Source organism: Spirochaetales bacterium (genome assembly GCA_016930085.1).
In the GTDB taxonomy this organism is placed as follows: Bacteria; Spirochaetota; Spirochaetia; order SZUA-6; family JAFGRV01; genus JAFGHO01.
The window spans coordinates 1-18141 of record JAFGHO010000121.1 but is presented as its reverse complement, the minus strand read 5'-3'; the positions used below and the strand labels follow the sequence as shown (position 1 = coordinate 18141).

Annotated in this window: 17 protein-coding genes; 12 read left to right on the top strand and 5 right to left on the bottom strand. The window is 48.3% G+C overall.

Features of this window, described 5'->3' with window-relative positions; all coding sequences use genetic code 11:
* Nucleotides 1-127: 127 nt before the first annotated feature.
* Nucleotides 128-1132 (bottom strand): adenosine kinase, encoded by a 1005-nt coding sequence (locus tag JW881_20385; GenBank protein MBN1699880.1) that lies wholly within the window; start codon nucleotides 1130-1132, stop codon nucleotides 128-130.
* 350 nt (nucleotides 1133-1482) lie between these two features.
* Between JW881_20385 and JW881_20380 the strand changes: the two genes are divergently transcribed.
* From JW881_20380 to JW881_20340, 9 genes are all read left to right on the top strand, one after another.
* Nucleotides 1483-1737: a hypothetical protein gene (locus tag JW881_20380; protein ID MBN1699879.1), complete on the top strand. Its 255-nt coding sequence runs from the start codon at nucleotides 1483-1485 to the stop codon at nucleotides 1735-1737.
* 261 nt (nucleotides 1738-1998) lie between these two features.
* Nucleotides 1999-2856: a flagellin gene (locus JW881_20375; GenBank protein ID MBN1699878.1), complete on the top strand. Its 858-nt coding sequence runs from the start codon at nucleotides 1999-2001 to the stop codon at nucleotides 2854-2856.
* A gap of 199 nt (nucleotides 2857-3055) precedes the next feature.
* Complete coding sequence (locus JW881_20370) at nucleotides 3056-3421, top strand: flagellar protein FlaG (protein ID MBN1699877.1); 366 nt, start codon at nucleotides 3056-3058, stop codon at nucleotides 3419-3421.
* Nucleotides 3422-3453: 32 nt separating this feature from the next.
* Nucleotides 3454-5475: a flagellar filament capping protein FliD gene (gene fliD, locus JW881_20365; protein ID MBN1699876.1), complete on the top strand. Its 2022-nt coding sequence runs from the start codon at nucleotides 3454-3456 to the stop codon at nucleotides 5473-5475.
* 60 nt (nucleotides 5476-5535) lie between these two features.
* Nucleotides 5536-6468 (top strand): hypothetical protein, encoded by a 933-nt coding sequence (locus JW881_20360; GenBank protein ID MBN1699875.1) that lies wholly within the window; start codon nucleotides 5536-5538, stop codon nucleotides 6466-6468.
* A complete protein-coding gene (locus JW881_20355) occupies nucleotides 6446-7555 on the top strand; it encodes a PilZ domain-containing protein (GenBank protein MBN1699874.1) in 1110 nt (369 codons plus the stop codon). Before JW881_20360 ends, JW881_20355 begins: the two co-directional genes overlap by 23 nt.
* Nucleotides 7556-7566: 11 nt before the next feature.
* Entirely contained in the window at nucleotides 7567-7995 is a 429-nt protein-coding gene (gene tsaE, locus JW881_20350) for a tRNA (adenosine(37)-N6)-threonylcarbamoyltransferase complex ATPase subunit type 1 TsaE (GenBank protein ID MBN1699873.1), read from the top strand.
* Between the two features lie 253 nt (nucleotides 7996-8248).
* Nucleotides 8249-8947: a tRNA (adenosine(37)-N6)-threonylcarbamoyltransferase complex dimerization subunit type 1 TsaB gene (tsaB, locus tag JW881_20345; GenBank protein ID MBN1699872.1), complete on the top strand. Its 699-nt coding sequence runs from the start codon at nucleotides 8249-8251 to the stop codon at nucleotides 8945-8947.
* Between the two features lie 212 nt (nucleotides 8948-9159).
* Nucleotides 9160-10224, top strand: coding sequence for an HD domain-containing protein (locus tag JW881_20340; GenBank protein ID MBN1699871.1), 1065 nt, complete (start codon nucleotides 9160-9162; stop codon nucleotides 10222-10224).
* 130 nt (nucleotides 10225-10354) lie between these two features.
* On the opposite strand, the gene JW881_20335 is transcribed toward JW881_20340, so the two are convergent.
* The 3 genes from JW881_20335 to JW881_20325 form a co-directional block, all read right to left on the bottom strand.
* The gene (locus tag JW881_20335) at nucleotides 10355-12034 is read right to left on the bottom strand and encodes a hypothetical protein (protein MBN1699870.1); all 1680 of its coding nucleotides are present in this window, start codon (nucleotides 12032-12034) and stop codon (nucleotides 10355-10357) included.
* Between the two features lie 75 nt (nucleotides 12035-12109).
* On the bottom strand, nucleotides 12110-12358 hold the full coding sequence (locus tag JW881_20330) for a hypothetical protein (protein ID MBN1699869.1): 249 nt from the start codon (nucleotides 12356-12358) through the stop codon (nucleotides 12110-12112).
* A complete protein-coding gene (locus JW881_20325; GenBank protein ID MBN1699868.1) occupies nucleotides 12333-12899 on the bottom strand; it encodes a DUF3237 domain-containing protein in 567 nt (188 codons plus the stop codon). The genes JW881_20330 and JW881_20325 overlap by 26 nt, the downstream gene beginning before the upstream one ends.
* A gap of 178 nt (nucleotides 12900-13077) precedes the next feature.
* Between JW881_20325 and JW881_20320 the strand changes: the two genes are divergently transcribed.
* The gene (locus tag JW881_20320) at nucleotides 13078-14100 is read left to right on the top strand and encodes a hypothetical protein (protein MBN1699867.1); all 1023 of its coding nucleotides are present in this window, start codon (nucleotides 13078-13080) and stop codon (nucleotides 14098-14100) included.
* Between the two features lie 105 nt (nucleotides 14101-14205).
* Here the strand turns inward: JW881_20320 and JW881_20315 are convergent, their stop codons facing one another.
* Nucleotides 14206-15684, bottom strand: a complete 1479-nt coding sequence (locus JW881_20315) for a hypothetical protein (protein MBN1699866.1) — start codon at nucleotides 15682-15684, stop codon at nucleotides 14206-14208.
* A gap of 292 nt (nucleotides 15685-15976) precedes the next feature.
* Here JW881_20315 and JW881_20310 point away from each other — a divergent pair, with 292 nt between their 5' ends.
* Both JW881_20310 and JW881_20305 read left to right on the top strand, forming a co-directional pair.
* A complete protein-coding gene (locus JW881_20310) occupies nucleotides 15977-16522 on the top strand; it encodes a GGDEF domain-containing protein (GenBank protein ID MBN1699865.1) in 546 nt (181 codons plus the stop codon).
* Between the two features lie 216 nt (nucleotides 16523-16738).
* The coding region (locus tag JW881_20305; protein MBN1699864.1) for a DUF5597 domain-containing protein at nucleotides 16739-18141 on the top strand (1403 nt) is incomplete at its 3' end.

Genomic DNA, 18141 nt, shown 5'->3' with positions numbered 1-18141 from the left:
TAAATGTCAAAAAACAGTTTGCTTTTTGAGAAAAGCGCCAAAACCCGGCTTAAATATGTAAGTCACTCTATAATAAACAGATAACAAACATTTCAATATGAACTCCTGTAATTGTGAGAAGTCCGGGTTAGCGAACACAACCTTTTAATATCGCGTTCCTGTCGCATTTCATAAAATTACACCCTTCGACGGTAACGATCGAGGCCGCCAGTGCATTGGCGATCATCGCGGCTTCATCGATCTTCCTCCCCGAAAGCACGCCATATAAAAATCCCGCCGCGAAAGCATCCCCGGCCCCGACCGTGTCGATTGCCGCGACTTCAATTCCGGGTATATGGAGGATTTTCCCGCCGAAAGAAACTACACACCCCTGCTTTCCCACTTTCATGACAACGATATCGGCAAACGCGCCCGCTTTAAGTGCCAAAGACGCATCATCACCGTCCGATCCGGTTATCCCCGTTATTTCGTCCCTGTTACCGAAGATGATATCGACATGAGAGGGTATCCATGAGATAAACTCGTCCTTGTGGAATTTCACCATAAGGGGATCCGCGAGATCAAATGAAATCCTTGTCTTTTTTTTCCGGCAATAATCGACCGCCTTCTCGACCGCGTTTTTTTGATTCACCGTACTCCACATGTATGCGGTAAAGTGGAGGATATCCGATTTCGCAAGGACGTTGAAATCCAGATCTTCCTCGTTAAAATCCTCACACGCGCCAAGACAGGTAAACATTGTCCGTTCATAATCGGGGGTGACCATGACAATGGAAAATCCCGTCCGTTTGTTTTTCATCGGCATGATCGGTATGATACCGAAATCACGCTTCATCATCCGTATGTAATCTTCTCCGACATTGTCGGAACCCACCGCACCACTGTAGACGGATTGGATGCGATCCTCGTTATTATTAAGCCAGGCGACACCGCGAAGCGTATTCGCGCAGCTTCCCCCCGGCATATTACTCCAGGTTGAAATCCCGCCGAGTATGTGATCCGCCTTTTTTTCATCGATCAGCGTCGAGATACCCGGTTTGCTTCCGAGTGCGGCAATATCGGCATGATCGGTATATGTGACGAAATCCATCAGGGGATTACCGATACCGCAGAGGGTAAATTGTTTTTTCATAGAGTACCTCCGAAAGATCGTCTTCAGGTATCAACTATACTTATAAATGATATCCATGAACAGCCCTTTTCCGTGAAAAAGCCACATCAATAAAAAAAAAGAAAATAGTGAAAAATATTTGATTTTTTTTTTAGGATGTATTAAAGTTTCTTATATAATGAGCCGATATGGTTAATAAGGATAACTCTTTCGTGTTAATGGTTAAGGGTTTTCAAGGTGATGGTTATCTTTATATCGGCAGGTTAACGGTAATTGATAAGTATGTTTCATTAAAAAGGAGGTGAAAGAAGAGAGAGGGGAAACAGAGCCTTATTTAAAAAAGGATAAATGTTCCTTGTCGAAAAGGAACGATGACAAAAATACAGGCAGGGAAGCCTGTTACAATGAGTTTCAAGGAGGAAACTGTGATCGCAAACGCTTCAGGGCGTCATCTACCCGTCAAGCAGGAAAACGCTGCACGACTCAAAAAGAAAAGCAAAGTGACTCGCCGTATCCGGGTAACGGAATCGATGAAGAGGGAAAACCCATCCTCTCTTCCGTTTCAATCCGCCTATCGAGTGAAGCGGACACAGTTCCACGGAAAAATTGAATGCGGGACGGGATAACGTGCTTGTGAGCGGAAAACAACCGCTCACCCGGTCTTGAATCGATCTTTGAAATAACCACCCTCCGATTTTTTGTGTGGTGATAAAAAGAGATCGGGATTATCCGTACAAACGGATGATTCTGACATCTCTTTGTCACCGGGTAACAATGCGGGAACGGAGCAGGAGAAGAGCGCGCTTCTTCTTCAACTATCATTATTACCTGTGACACAGAAAATAAAGGCAAGGGATGCCTTTGTACAATAACAAGGAGGGTTTTATATGATAATAAATCATAACATTAGTTCTATGTATGCAAGCAGGATACTCAAGGGAAGAGACGTAGAGATTACGAAGAATATCGAGAAGCTTTCATCCGGTATGAGAATCAATAAAGCCGGTGACGACGCTTCCGGTCTTGCGGTATCCGAAAAACTCCGTGCACAGATAAGGGGTTTGAATCAGGCAAGCAGAAACATTAGCAATGCAATATCCTTTATCCAGACTTCAGAAGGTTATCTCCAGGAAACACAGGATGTCATGCATAGAATCAGAGAGCTGGCTGTTCAATCGGCAAACGGTATCTACTCCGACGAAGACAGAATGCAGATTCAGGTCGAGGTTGCCCAGCTTGTCGATGAAGTCGACAGGATCGCTTCTCACGCGCAGTTCAATACCATGAATATTTTCACGGGAAGGTTTGCCGTCACAAGAGAAGTCGAAAATGCCGAAGACAGGGGTGTATGGTTCCAGGTCGGAGCAAACATGGATCAGAGGGAACAGGCGTTCATCGGTACCATGACGGCGACGGCACTGGGCATGTACCCGCAGGGTGAAGCGATTACCATTGAAACTCCGAACGATGCAAACAGGGTTATCGGAATCATCGACGATGGACTCACCATCGTATCCAGACAGCGTGCAGATCTTGGAGCATACCAAAACCGCTTCGAGCTGGCAGTTAAAGGTGTCGATGTCGCGGCCGAAAACATGCAGGCTGCCGAATCGGTATTGCGCGATACCAATATGGCCCTTGAGATGGTTGACTATGTCAAGAACCAGATACTTATTCAGGCCGGTACTGCAATGCTTGCTCAGGCAAACATGAAAACACAGTCCGTTATCCAGTTACTTGGATAGTCGATTGTAAGAAGAATTTGAATCCGTTCCCAAAAACAGTAAAGAGGTTTCTGGATGTCGCCTCTTTGCAAATACAGGTGCCGGGGAAAGAGATACAATCACTTTCCCCCATCTTTATTGTATTTCAAGAGGGAAAGACGCGCCTTTCCCTCATATTTTTTAAGCCATTATAAAGGATGACTTAGAAGGAGTACGTCGTATGAGCATCGAAGCTCCCCGGAATTTGACAACACTAACATCTCAAGAACACCTGGTAAAGGAAACAAATACAGGGCAACAGCACGAACAGCACCTCTCCGTTCAGACGACGAAAGACATTGAAAAGGACGCAAATGTACTGACGGAAAACGATCTCGCACGCCTCATAGAAGCCCTCGAACAGGTAATCAGTCAATTCAACAGACGCCTTAAATTCGATATTAACAGGGAAATAAACCGCATCGTTGTAAAGGTGATTGATAAAGATACCGACAAAGTAATTAAGGAGATCCCCCCCGCCGAGATTCAAAATTTGATACTGAAAATCAGAGAAGCGATCGGGCTTCTCTTTGATATCGAGATTTAATCACATGATTATCGGGAGGGGCTAGAAACGAAATGTCCGATATTACCATTCCTGGTGTCACGAGCAAGGTTGATACAGCCAAAATCATCGACGCTCTCATGGATGTCAAACGAGTGTCACTCGAGCGGATGGAAAAAGACGTCGAGACATACCAGGAAGACAAATCATATTGGCAGGAAATAAACAGGAAACTCTCGAAACTCAGGGACAGTGCAAAAGATCTCTATAGTTTTCAGAATCCTTTTAATGAAAAAATAGCAGAATCAAGCAATGAGAGCATTCTTACCGCAACGGCGACGCGTGAAGCTGACGAAATCGAGCGGGATATCATTGTCAAACAAATCGCCCGCGCAGACAGGTTCATCTCGAAATCTCTCGATAAAGGATTTAAAGTCGAAGCGGGAACGTACGAGTTCAGGGTCGGCGAGCAATATATAAAATTTTCATTTTCAGGCGGCAGTCTGCGGGAGTTCGCCGAAGCGATCAATAAAAAGGGCGAAGGTCTTCTGAAAGCGGAAGTTATCCGGGACACGAAAAACTCGGAGATAATCATCATCGAAAGCGGAAAAACCGGGACTAAAAACAAGCTGGTCTTTCTCGGCAAATCTCTCGAGTTCGGTCTTGCCGTCGGAATGCTCGAAGAGGCGATCGATGTTTCGAGGACCGTCGATTTTTCCGTTTCGGAACCCCAAAAGTGGGAAGCCCCGCTGGATAAAAATTTTTACAGCATCTCTGAAAACACGCTTACCCTGAATCCGGGCGGTGAATTGAAAATTCCGGTCACCCCCCCACTCCCGCTGAATACAAACATGGTCATGGACGTCGAAATCACGATGAGGGAGTTGACCGATGAGGAAATGATTACCGAGGCCCCCCCTCCCGGCCCGACAATTCCCGAAGTCGGAGACATCACATTCGAAGGGATTACCATAAAGAACGAAAAATCACATCTTGTTCTTCCCGATTGGGAACCCCCGGCCCCGCCCGAACGCGTCGAGGATATGAACGTCCTCTTTATGGGCTCGGGATCCACTATCGTTCCGCTTACCCGGCCGGAGGTGAGCAGGGAAACCCAGGTACTTCATATTCCGATCGGGAAAATGGGAAATCGTATCGATGCCCTCTATCTCAGAAACAGAAATACTCACCGGATTTTTGAAATCGGCAATATTTCGATTTATGATCCGACATCCCGCGGCAATTTCAAACCCGTTAATCCGGTATCGGAAGCCCAGGATGCGGTTATCATCATGGACGGTATCACCGTAAAACGTGAAACAAACGAGATTGACGACCTGATTCCCCATGTCACACTCAATCTGAAAAGGGAAAGTTCGGAACAGGTGACCTTGAATGTCAAACGGGATATCGATTCGATAAAAAGTTCGCTTATAACCTTTATCGGGTATTACAATCAGCTTATCACCACCATCGATATTTTTACCCGGACAAACGAAGAGGTTATCGAACAGATCGACTATTTCACCGACGCCGAACGGGAGGAGGCCCATAAAAAACTCGGGAAACTTCAGGGTGACGTCATGCTTATGCAGTTGAAGCGGACAATGCAGAATCTCATGATGAATCCTTACAAGACCTCGGGCGACACGCAACTCTCGCTCCTGGCACAAATCGGCATTTCAACCAACACGGCGAAACCCGGAACATCCGCTTCTATCGACAAGTCAAGACTGAGAGGGTATCTCGATATCGATGATTCCATACTCACCTCAATGCTGACAAAAAATGCCGGATGGGTGAAAGATCTCTTTGGCATGGATACTGATAGGGATTTGATTATCGATTCCGGAATCGCGTTTTCCATCGATAATACCATCAAGCCGTATACACAGACCGGGGGTTTACTCGAGAACAAATTCAAAACCTACGATCTTAAAATAGCCGCGAAGGAAGAAGAGATCAGGGAATACAACGATTATCTGGAAGACTACGAAGCGTCATTGAAAAGAAAGTACGCGAATATGGAAGGAATGCTCGAAACACTCGAAGAGAACTCAAAAGCCCTTGAAAATTTCAATAAAAACCAGAAGTGATTCATACGTATCAGGCAGGGGATACAAAAAGCGCGGAGGTAATAAATATTGATCATATTATTGAATAAAAAACCTTTGGATTTTACACTGGAAAATGAAAAGTTCCTTGGTGAAGTCGTTAATGGTGTCGAGACATGGCTCAAAAATTCGAATCTCATCATTACATCGATGAAAATCGGCAGCAGGGAATTACTTGAAGAAGACGCCGCGAAATGGGGTAAAACCCCCGTCACCGATATCGATACTTTGTCGATGACGGTAAAACCGGCCGACGAAATTCACCTTTCCGCCATGGAAAACATACGGCATTTTTTATGTATGTTGAAAAAATCGATAGCGAAAAACGATAACCGGCTTTTTTCCGAATTACTCCAGGGATATCCGTATATGGAGGAAAGTCTCACACTGATTTTATCGTCACATCCGGACAAATCCTCTCCGTCGATAACTTCGTTTATCGAACTTTTTTCCGGACTCGGTGACGAACATTTTCCGTCATGGAGTACCGCCCAAAAGGAAGATGCCCTCGCTGTCGTTTCAACAATTCTTTCTGAGATCGAGGCGTTCATCATCGAAATACGGAACCCCCTGGAGGCTTTGCACGACGTCACCGAAGCATTGAAATGTTCAATCGAGGAAATCAGCGAAGTATCGATCCTCCTCCAGACAGGGAAAGACAGAAAAGCGATGGATGTCCTCATCGCCTTTTCCACCGTTTTCCAGAACTTTGTCCGTGTTCTCCTCCTTGTCAAAAACAGGAATATCATGAGTTTCGATACGATGAAAATCGCCGGTACCGGGCTTGAAGAATATTATAATGAATTAAACGCTTTCCTGAGAGAGCTTTCAGATGCTATTGCGATTAACGATTCGGTACTCATCGGGGATTTACTCGAATATGAGATAGCTCCGCGGCTTGCCGAACTCATCCGCTTTATAGAAATTATAGAGGAATCGGACACGGTAAAAAATGGCAAATCTCCTCACTCATAGCAACATTCTTCTCCAGTCAGGTTACCTGGAAGTTCCCGATACCTCCTCGATTATCATTTTCCTTGTCATAATCCTCATCATCGTAATGGTTGTCGTGATAGGCACGCTTCAGTCAAGGAAAACGACGCTGAAAAAAACAACCAGAAGAAAATACAACAAGTTTCTTTTTGACCGTATGGCAAAAGATATGGGGCTTCAAAAAAGTCAAATTCACTTTCTCCAGAAACTCATCGCCCTCGCCAATATCCGCCACCCGCTGCTTCTCTTTACCAATACGGCTCTCCTGGACAGCGTTCTGAAAAAGGGGATATATTCGATTGAACGGCAGGTCAATATTTCCGATGCCGACCGTATAAAAAACCTGAACAACCTCTATGAAATCAAACAGATAATAGAACGGCATTCGAGAAAGAATATCGGACTCAAGTCGACACTCCTCATCAAACCGGGACAGGAGTTGATTCTTATATCGCCAAAGGGTGAGCGGTTTCATTCGAAAGTGATATCAAACTTTACCTCTTCGATCACCTGTACCTACCCCGTCATTCCACCCGGAAGGGAAAATCTCATTACAAAAGGAAACAAACTGAAGATATTTTTCTGGCGGGAAAATGATTCCGGTTATTCCTTTATAACAAAAGTACTCAGTTATGACAGGACGAGAAGCGTTCCGTGCTTTTCCGTACAGCATTCAAGGCAATTAAAACGCGAACAACACAGAAAATTCAGCAGAAAGCCGTTACGGCGGTCATGTTTTCTTTATCCTGTCGAAATCGTTACGATCGGACGGGGCCGAAATATACGGCGTAAACTGATCGTCCATGACAATCAACGCCATCTCGGAATTATCTTCGATATCTCGGTCGGGGGCTGCAGGGCGGGAAGCTCCATCGCTTTCAGAAAAGGGTCGTATCTGAAACTCGAATTCGATATAAAGCCTCAGACACCGGTAGTCGCCTATGGAAAGGTTCAAAGCATCAAACGGACTATCGGCGTGGGGGCGACGCACAGCATGCATATCCAGTTTGTCAAATTGTCGAACAAAAACAGAAATTACATATATTCGTATGTATACAATTACATTTAAAGAGCCGCCGTATGAACGTCGAACGTTATCGATGCCGGAAGCCGGATGATACTATCCACATCGGAAAAGAGATCGGAACACGCCTCAAGGCAGGCGATATCGTCCTGCTCAAGGGCTCACTCGGTGCCGGGAAGACAACCTTCGTCAAAGGGATAGCCGCATCGATCGGTATCGAAGATGAAGTAACCAGCCCCACCTTTACCATTATTTCCGTCTACAGCGGCAACGTGGATCTCTATCATATCGATCTGTATCGCATCGAAGGCGACGACGATCTCGAGGAACTCGGCCTGTATGACTATCTGTACGGAGAGGGTATTTCGGTTATCGAATGGGGGGAACGTATCGAAGACCGGATTCAGGGTCTTCCGCTGAGTATCGTTATCGATATCAAGGAAAACGGCGAACGCGAAATAACGGTTACGGGGTTTGACGATTAAGAGCGTTTTTCGCAGTAAACTACTCAAATCCGCATGTGATAGCTTTATCTTCCGATACATCTTTTCAGGGGAATACACATGGACATACGATAACGCCCAAAAAATGCGAGCCGCTTGGAATTTTCTTTTTAAAGATAAAAACATGCCAGCAAGATTCCATACGCACGGTCTGATAAATCCCCCCCTTGTCACTTCAGGAAAATCAGTGTAGTCTCTTGAGTAATAATACCGATAAATGAATGGAAATGCGTCAATGAACGTTTGCGCGATTGATTCGGCAACCGAAACACTCGGCATATGCCTTAAAACGAAAGACGATACCCTCATCTCACTCTCGCTTAAAATGGGATTCAAACACGCTCGCTTGCTGGTGCCATGGCTCGAGCGCCTCCTTGAACAGGCGTCACTTGAGGCCTCCGATCTGGATCTTGTCGTATGCTCTATCGGGCCGGGCTCGTTTACCGGCCTGCGCATCGGTCTTGCGACCGCCAAAGGTCTTGCCCACGGGGCCGGATGTCCGATCATCGGTATCCCGACACTCGATGTTCTTGCAAGCGGTTGTGAAGTCCGTTCGGGGATTACCGTTCCGGTCATAGACGCGAAAAAAAACCGATTTTATGCCGCGTTGTACGAGCGTGGAATCCGGACGGGCGATTACCTCGATATCGGAATCCCGGAACTTCTTCACATACTCTCTCCCTTCGGTGAGGTGGTATTGACCGGTCCCGCGGCCATGGTCATATATCAGGCGGGGAAAAAAGAAACACAAAATCTCCTGCTGGATCCCGGCTTTTCGACGATCGATCCCTCTTCCCTTCTCCGTCTTGGGGAAAGCCGGTTCGAAAAGGAACAAAAGGGGGATATACCGACGCTCGGCCCGCTATATCTGCGAAAAAGCGAAGCGGAAATAAAAAAAGGCATGGAGAAGCAGCCGGATTCTTCAATACAATAAGGTCACGTACAGGTGAAATTCTCCACGCAACCGGACTGTCTTCCTGTACAAAGAAAGTAAAAATGCCGCCTTCCAAGGAATAACTTCCCTGGAAGCCGTGTACTCATGTTGATCAACTTAAATTTTTCCACATATTGCTTTCGGCCCCTTTTTTTCGTATATTATAGAAAACGTGATATACTAGAGAACGGAAAAGGAAGGCCATACACCGGATGAAAGATGCAGAGATGTATACGCAGCTTGAAGAATTGAAGTCGGAACGTGAAAAAATCGATATATCGATCCTGAATGAACAGGGCACACGACATTGGATAAATATATACTCCCAACAACCGATTCCGCTAATCATCACCGACAACGCCCTGCGTATTGTCTGGATAAACAAAAAATTTTCAAACCTTTTCGGGGACCATAATGAGTATGTCGGTATCCGCTTTGACAGGCTTTTTTTCAAAAACGGAAAAGATACGGAGAAGGTGAACGAACTCAATCATAATATCAAAACACAAAAAGCGAGCTACTACTGGCAGGGGAAAACCGAGGTAAAGAACGCGGACAATCTTTCGATGGTCGTCAATGTCATCATTCTTCCGATCTACAAAGCATCGAGCGAGATATCGACACCGATCGCCTATGCCTGTCTCTTCGATAATATCAGTGAAGAGTACAAGGAAATCCTGAAAATCACCTTCTTGAGTCTTTTGGAGGCTTCCAGATTAAAGGACAACGACACGGGTAATCATATCGCGCGCGTCAACAATTACTCGAAAATACTCGCCATTACCCTCTACGGCGACCCCCACTACAATGAGATCAATCATGACTTCATCGAGGATATCGGATTCCTCGCCGCCATGCACGATGTCGGCAAGATCGGCACGCCGGATAATATTCTCACAAAACCCGATCGACTCAATCCGGATGAACGGAAGATCCTCGAGGAGCATACGATCAATGGTGCGTATCTTCTCAACACATACCCGAATCCGATGGCAAAGGAGATCGCCCTTTCCCATCACGAGTGGTGGAACGGCGACGGGTACCCATACGGCCTTGTCGAAGAGATGATTCCGCTTTCGGCTCGAATCGTGGCGATAGCCGATACCTACGACGCCCTCAGAATGAAACGGCCTTACAAAAAATCCTTTTCCCATGATCACGCAAAGAATCATATTGTCGAAGCAAAGGGAACCCATTTCGATCCGGATCTTGTCGTACGGTTTTTGAGAATCGAGAAAGAGTTCGATACCATCTTCGAAGAGTTGAAAGACGAATAACCCGCCCCACTCCGGCGCGGCGTAATTCTTTTCATTTTATCGACCTTAACGACAAATAAAAAAGGGAAGCAGCCGGCCCATACCGCATCCTGCTTCCCATACAGCATCCGTCTGATGCTTCACATGCGGGCTAGAATTTATACGTCCACGATCCCATCCGGCGTCTGTATTCGATATTAATCGGGATGTTCGCACTCAAATCGAACAACCCGAAATCGAGTTTCAAAGCCGGGTTGGAAAGAACCAGAAAATCGGCGGTCGCATATACTTCCGAACTGCATACCGTCGTGTAACCCACCTGAAGGCCGTAATTGTAATAATAGTATTTGGTCGTCGTACAATAGGTGTTAAGCGAAGCGTTTACGTCGAGACCGATTTTTGTCGGTTCCTTGATATGAACGACTCCTCCGGGCGCAATATCCGGAACCACATAGAGGTAGGGGTAGAAATTCCCCTTTGCGGCCGCGGTGAACGCCGGGGGATTCACCGTGATCGAATGGTTGCTCACGACGGTCGGAGTGTTGACGGACAATTTCGGTATGCACCAGTCGACATATCCTTTGACTTTCAATCCCTTGAAACCGATTTCCCCGTTATAATCGACGGACTGGGACAGCCTGCATTTCGCCGAAGCCGAGGCCTTGTATCCCAGATAGCAGGGGACGGAGACCGTGACCGCCACCGGTCCGACCATGATAACCGCCGTCGGCTTGCAGAGGAAAACCGCCTCCTCTTCTTCCTTTTCCATCGCGGAGGGAAGTTCCAGATATCCCTCGATCGTCGAATCGATAATGGCGTAACTGGTGAGTTCGACCCTGACATTGTCCCAACCGGCCGAGACGGTGGCATCGAGATACAAATCGAGATCCAGGTCGATATCGAATCCCGCATGTATACTGTACGCGACGACCCTGTCGAAATTAAACGAACCTTTGAAAAGGTCGAATCTGCCCCGGGAACCCGACGCTTCGTCATAGAAATCGCTTACCGTTCCCTCGGCTTTCATATAGAGAAGTTCGTAGGCTTCATTGAATTTTTCCGCCGGGATCGTCTGCAACAATATGACGGTTGAATCCCCCGACTGCTTCACACCGGTCACCCGGCCGAGCGACGCCGAAACCGGGGACGAACTAATGAGGATATCGTTCTCCATGACGATGCCGGCAAGCGGATCTCCGGCGCGAAGGGTCAGGGCCGGCACCCCGTACGCGCTGTCGCGGACCACAAGCAGCCGTCCGCTCGGATTCAGTCCCGCGATACCGGACGGGTACCGTTTCCCCGGCAGGTCTTCGGGCAACAGACTGAACATGGCGGTACGGCGGCCGCCGGGGGACGACGCAAATGTCAGGTAACACGCTCCGGCCATGCCTTCCCTGTCCGCTTTCACCAAACAAATGTCAGGTTCCCCATTCCCGTCAAGGTCGGCGTTTTCACCGAGACCGAGTTCGACCCTGCATGCTTCCCCGGCCGCGTTTCCCTCCTCATCGGTCTTGACCACATAAAACGCGACATATGAGGATTCCACTTCGACAAACCGTGCCCTGTACCAGCACACTTTTTCATTCTCTTCCGGCCCCTCACCCGCTTCGGCTATCCTGATCGGGATATTCATCCCTTCGTAAAGCTGGTTGATCGCCGGCTCCTCCGGCGCTACGATCACGCTCCCCCCCATATACACCGATTTACTCAGCGTCCGGTTCATTTCCGGTCCGAGTACTTCCGTTTCCTCAAACTCTCCGCCGAGCCTGCAGCCGATACTGAAAAAAACCGACAGAACAAGAACGAGTCCCGTAATTTTTTTGATTACCATCACGATAATCTCCTTTCATTTGAAAATAACGTCAATTAATCGTACGGGACCTGAAAATCCTTTGTTTTTTCCTTATTACCTTATGCTTTCATCAAACGTGATCTGCACACCGCCCGAGCCTGCCGCCGGGTCCGAACTCAAATATAACGTATCGTTAAGCGCGGCATACGTACTCGCCGCCCGTACTTCAAAAACGGGGACGAGCGACCCGATTTCACCGCCGTTTCTTACGATAATTAATTCGCCATCGTTTGTCTGCCAAAGATACCTGGCATCGATCGTCATGGGATTTGCGAGGTTATGGTAATCGGCTCCGGCCGCCATTCTTATCTGATGGATCTTTCAGCCTGTAATCCCACATCTGATCCTTAACGTCAGAAGGTTCGGTGACGGCGAACGAATTCGTCGAATCGGGATTGACGGCGACACCGGCGACGTCATACACAATGATCTTCATTGTTTTTGTCGCCTCGTCAACGACACGCCTGCCGGCGTATTTCCCGGTATTGAGCCAGCCGTATGAACTCGAGTTCGAAACCTCAAAATCCGCTACCATTCTTATATCATTGCCGGCCGTTGCCGTCCCCGGATTCCTCAGATATACATAATTCCCGTCGCCGGTTTTAATTACCAGCAACTGTTCGATTTCCATTGCGCCATTGGACAGTTCCAGCTGAAAATCGAGCCCTCCCTGCATGACGGAACCGTTTATTTTCGTACCGGTTACGGTACCGCCCTGAATGACATAAACGTGCCTTCTGCCGTATTGGGTCGTGCCCATATCGAATATATGAACAAGTTGCATGTCGGCTTCGAAAAGAATCTCCCCGTCTTCCGGATATGGAATCCCGCCGGCTTGTAACAAAGAAAAAACGAATTATTCGGGTTAGGGCTTTTTTACGGCATTTTTACGTACAACAATAAAAAGAATGGAAGCGATTTTAATATATCATTAACGAATATTTTTTATATGAACAGGTATGAACTGCTTTTTTATGCATCATCTCCAATGATGTAACGAAAATTACGGGAGGTAAAATGAAATGAAAAAAAATTATGTAAAAGAAAAAAGTCTGCTTTTAATCGGCTTCATATGTGCGATGACTGCGAATGCGGGTTTTGCAGCCGTAACGGGCGATGTGAACGGTGACGGCGAAGTGAATATCGTCGATGCCCTGCAGGTCGCACAACACTATGTCGGATTAAATGTTTCGGGATTCGATACAACGGCAGCTGATGTCGACTGCTCGCAATCGATTACAATCACCGATGCACTGCTTATTGCACGGTATTACGTGGGCCTCATAGACTCGTTCCCGTGCGGCCAGACCGGTGAGGGAACCTTGCCGCCCGTCAACAGCGTCGAAACAGACGGTCCGTTCCCCGTTACCATAGATAAAAACACGGGTCCTTCCGGTAATGCGTGGATTGTCCGGCCGTCGAGTCTCGGCAGTAACGGCCTGAACAGGCATCCCGTATTTTTATGGGGTCCGGGTGCGGGAAGCGATGCGAGCTGGTATGAAACGATATTAAGACGAATCGCATCCCACGGTTTTGTCGTATACAGTGAAGAATCAACCGGCAATGGGACCGAAATGATTGCTGCCATGGACTGGCTTGCCGCCCAGAACGGTAATTCCGGCAGCACGTATTACCGGAAACTAAACACAGACAAGATTGCGGCAGGCGGCCATTCTATGGGTTCTCTTACGACATTCGGTTGCGCCGATGATCCGAGACTCACCACGACCATTCATGTCGCCGGGGGGTCTTTTGACGGCAATGGTCCATCCAGGCTTCGCAATCCCGCCGCTTATATGGTTGGTCTCGATGATACCCTTTCCTTGAGTAATACACGGAATGATTACGAGAATACGACGGTACCGGTATGGTTGGGAGAAATGACCGGCGTCGAACACGGGGGCGCTCCACAACAGGCACTTCCGGCCGTTATCGCCTGGTTGCGATGGTATTTGGGCGGAGAAACAAGCCGCAAAGACATGTTCATGGGTTCGAATGGGGATTTCACCAGGGGGATATGGCAGGCGAAATACAAAAACTGGTGATCATCCGTGTAAACCCCCGAGGCATATGGCAATAACACGGTAACGGGGGAGAAAATGCCTTTTTCCCCCGTTACCTAATATTCACACGGCTTTTAATATGACCGGTTACAAATCGCCTCGTATGGCACTAAACCAGACATCCGCCATCTTGTCGTAACCCGTCCGGTTCGGATGAACGCCGTCCTGTAAATCGGAGAGGGTCAGTGCGCTGTACATATCGACCATATATACCGGCTTGCCCGCATTTGCTTTGCTTTGAACGATTCCCGGGATTTGCGAGTTGAAGTTGTTGATGTTTTGATCCTGACCGCTCAACGGGACGATTTTGGCAACGTATACCTTTCCGTCCCCGGGTAGTTTTGCACAGATTTTATCGATCAATGTGCTTAACCGGGAAGGTGCATTTGCAATATCGTAATTCTGGCCGATATCGTTTGTGCCGATATGAAGAAGTACGATTCGGGGTTGATAGCTGTCCATCCACCCGTTGATATTGCTGTCAATCTGGTCTATCCGCCATCCGGAGTGTCCTTCATGATTCTTGTCGCCTAATTCCGCGGGCCCGTTTGACTGTGACCCGACAAAATCAATGGTAATGCCGAGGTTTTGAATACTGCTCCATAATTTTATGCGGTAACCGCCAGGCACGACCAGACCGTCGGTTATCGAATCACCCAAAGGCATTATTTTCGTTATTCCGACTCCCGTCGGTCCGGGCGTCGGTTCCGGAGTTCCCGGTTCAGTCGGACCAGGCGTTATATTCGCGGGAGGATTGCTCCCCAACGTCGCGACCTCCGAAGCGCTCAGGGCCCTGTCATACACGACGAAGTCGTCGATACTTGCGTTCAGGTAGGGATCGTTCGACCACTGGGACCTTCCTATATAGTTGTTCACTGTATTCCCCATGTCCGAGGGATTCAAGCTCATCCCCGTATTCCTGCCCGCTTCCTGTGTGTTGATGTACAGTATCCCCGTACTTCCGCTCTTCACGACCGCAATATGCTGCCAGGAGCCCTCAGGCAGGGCGCTTGTTCCATTGATGCCCTGTTCCCCGTCGTTCCCGTTAAGGGTAATCGCAAAATAGGGATATCCCGTATTGCCCGATTCCGGGGTGAGCATCATGAAGGTATTCGTATCACCCCCGAAGTCGAAGATCCGCGACCAGGTATCACGGGTGTTCAGGTTTACCCAGCAGGCGACCGTAAAATCGTTCAGGTTGTTGGTGAGCCCGTCCGGAAGATCCACATAATCGCTCGAACCGTTGAGGGTATAGGGCCCGCCGCTAAAGACCGGTTCCTGATTCCCGGTGCTGCATATCAGCTCCACTCCTATCCCCACATAATACTGCGCCACACGAAGTGCGTCGACGATATTGATCTCGCCGTCCCCATTGACGTCCGCGGCCGTTGCGTCGAAACCCGACGGCTGCAGGCCCACATAGTACTGGGCGATGACAAGGGCATCCACGATGTCGATCCCCCCGCTGGCATTGGCATCGCCGCACGTCGCCCCGAATGCATGGCCCATGCAGAATAAAAGCATCATGAAGGCCAGATACTTGATTCCGGGATTCTTTTTTTTCATTTCTCATCCTCCTGTTTACTGTCAACGATACGATAATCGTTTTTATAATATAAAAATCCTTCTTTTTGATTACTTATCAGCATGATCGGTACCCGTGCGTTCACGTTAACGCATAAATGCCGAAATCCTCCCCCCGGTGTATTTATTTCACTCCCCCGGCCGGCGGGCGAAACGCGAACGGTGATGCGGTACTCTCATGAAACAGGAAAGTATTTTACATCATTTCGAATAAAAACGCAACCGATATTTTATCGTAACTATCGCGATAGACGGATTGAGGAAGATACGTACTATGCAGTTCTACACGACTAAGGAAAACGATGTCCTGCGAAACCGGCTCAAGGATTTGTCCGAGACGGACCTCCTGACAGGTGCAAATAACAGACGGTTTTTCTATACATATCTGGATCTTGAGATAAAACGCCAAAGGAGCCATATTAAGTACGGAAACGCTAACGATATCAACGTCGGAATTGCGATGATTGATTTCGACGACGTCAAAAATATCAATGACACATACGGACACCTCGTCGGCGATCGCGTCCTTGAGGATGCGGCCCGTATAACTAAAGAGGCATTGTTTGAAAGGGATATCTCCTGCCGTTATGGAGGCGAGGAATTCGTCATTCTTTTTACAAGTACATCAAAGTCGGGCGCAATGATCGCGATCGAAAAAATCAGAAGGACTATGGAAGATTATCAGTTCGGTATAGGCGAAAAACCGCTTCCTGAAAAGGTAATCATCAGCATCGGGTTTGCAAGCTTTGATGAAGAATCCGATCTCTACAGGCTTCTCGAAGCAAAATCAAGGGGAAAAAACAGGGTAATAAGCGCATAGTTTTTACGTCTATTTTTCCGGACACCGAATGAGATTGAAACGGGTCGGCTGGTCACGTTTTTTTGCAGCCGGCCGCAGTTGATCATCACATGACAATCGGGTAGTATCTCACCTGTGTGATCATTCGAATACGGTCCTGCTATCGGCCCGGCCTGTCCTGAAACAACAATGACGGGCAGTTTCCGATCGTCAAGCGGGAAGATGAGGTGAAATAGAATGGTACGACTTAAAAAAAATAACGGCATACACCGTCTGCATATCGGTAAAAAGCCTTTTCTCATCCTCGGCGGGGAAGTGGGAAACTCCAGCGCCTCGCATCCGGAATACATGAAGGGGATATGGCCCCGGGTGAAAGCGATGAACCTGAATGCCCTCCTTGTCCCCGTCTATTGGGAATTGCTCGAACCGGAAAAAGGGAGGTTCGACTTTTCCCATGTCGATGCCGTACTCAAGGACGCACGGCGTTATAGCATCAAACTCGTCCTCCTCTGGTTCGGCAGCTGGAAAAACAGCATGTCCTGCTATACCCCCTCCTGGATCAAGGAAGACCAGGAAACCTATCCCCGGGCCCGTTATAAAAACGGAACCCCCATGGAAATCCTCTCCGCTTTCAGCACGACAAACCGCGACACCGATGCCGGGGCCTTTGCCGCCCTGATGAAGCATCTCTACAAGACGGACCGCCGCAAAGAAACCGTCTGTATGGTGCAAGTGGAGAATGAAGTCGCTATGGTCGAACAGGCTCGTGATTACGGCAGTTCGGCAAATAAAGCATATGCATCCCCCGTTCCCCGTAAATTAATGGAATACCTGGACCGTCGCGGCGAATCGCTTCATCCGCAGATGAGGCGACTGTGGGACGCAAACGGCCGGCGCACCTCCGGAAGCTGGGAAGAAATATTCGGCGCGGGACCTGAAGGCGAAGAAGTCTTTACGGCCTGGTATTACGCGCGGTATGTCAATCATGTCGTTTTAGCGGGTAAAAAAGAATACCCGCTTCCGACGTTCGTCAATGCTGCCCTGAACCGTCCCGGAAAAAAACCGGGCGAATATCCAGCCGGCGGTCCCCTGCCCCATCTGCTCGATATCTGGCGTGCCGGCGCCCCCGGTCTTGATTTCTTCGCACCCGATATTTATTTTCCGGATTTTAAAACATGGTGCGATGCCTACCATACGGAGGAGAATCCGCTTTTCATCCCGGAAGCGACGATAGATCCGGCATGCGGGGTCAACGCCCTTTATGCGATCGGAAAGCACGGGGCACTCGGCTTCAGCCCCTTTGCCGTAGAATCCGCAGACGAAGAGACCGCCGGACAAATCGCATCATGTTATGATGTTCTCGGCCGGCTCGCCCCCATGATTCTGAACAATCGTGACACGGACATGATGACGTCGTTTATACTCGATGCCGGCACGCCTCGCACGACATTCAACATTGGCGATTTTATCTGCTCATGCGGCCACGCACATTCCCTGCCGTGGTCCCCGTTTAGAGATAACATCGATGTACCGGCCGCCGGCGCCCTCCTGATCGCCGTCTCCCCCTGCGAGTTTTTCATCGCGGGCTCCCTGGTCTTCATCACCTTCGAACCCCTTCAGAAAGGGTTACGGGCGGGAAT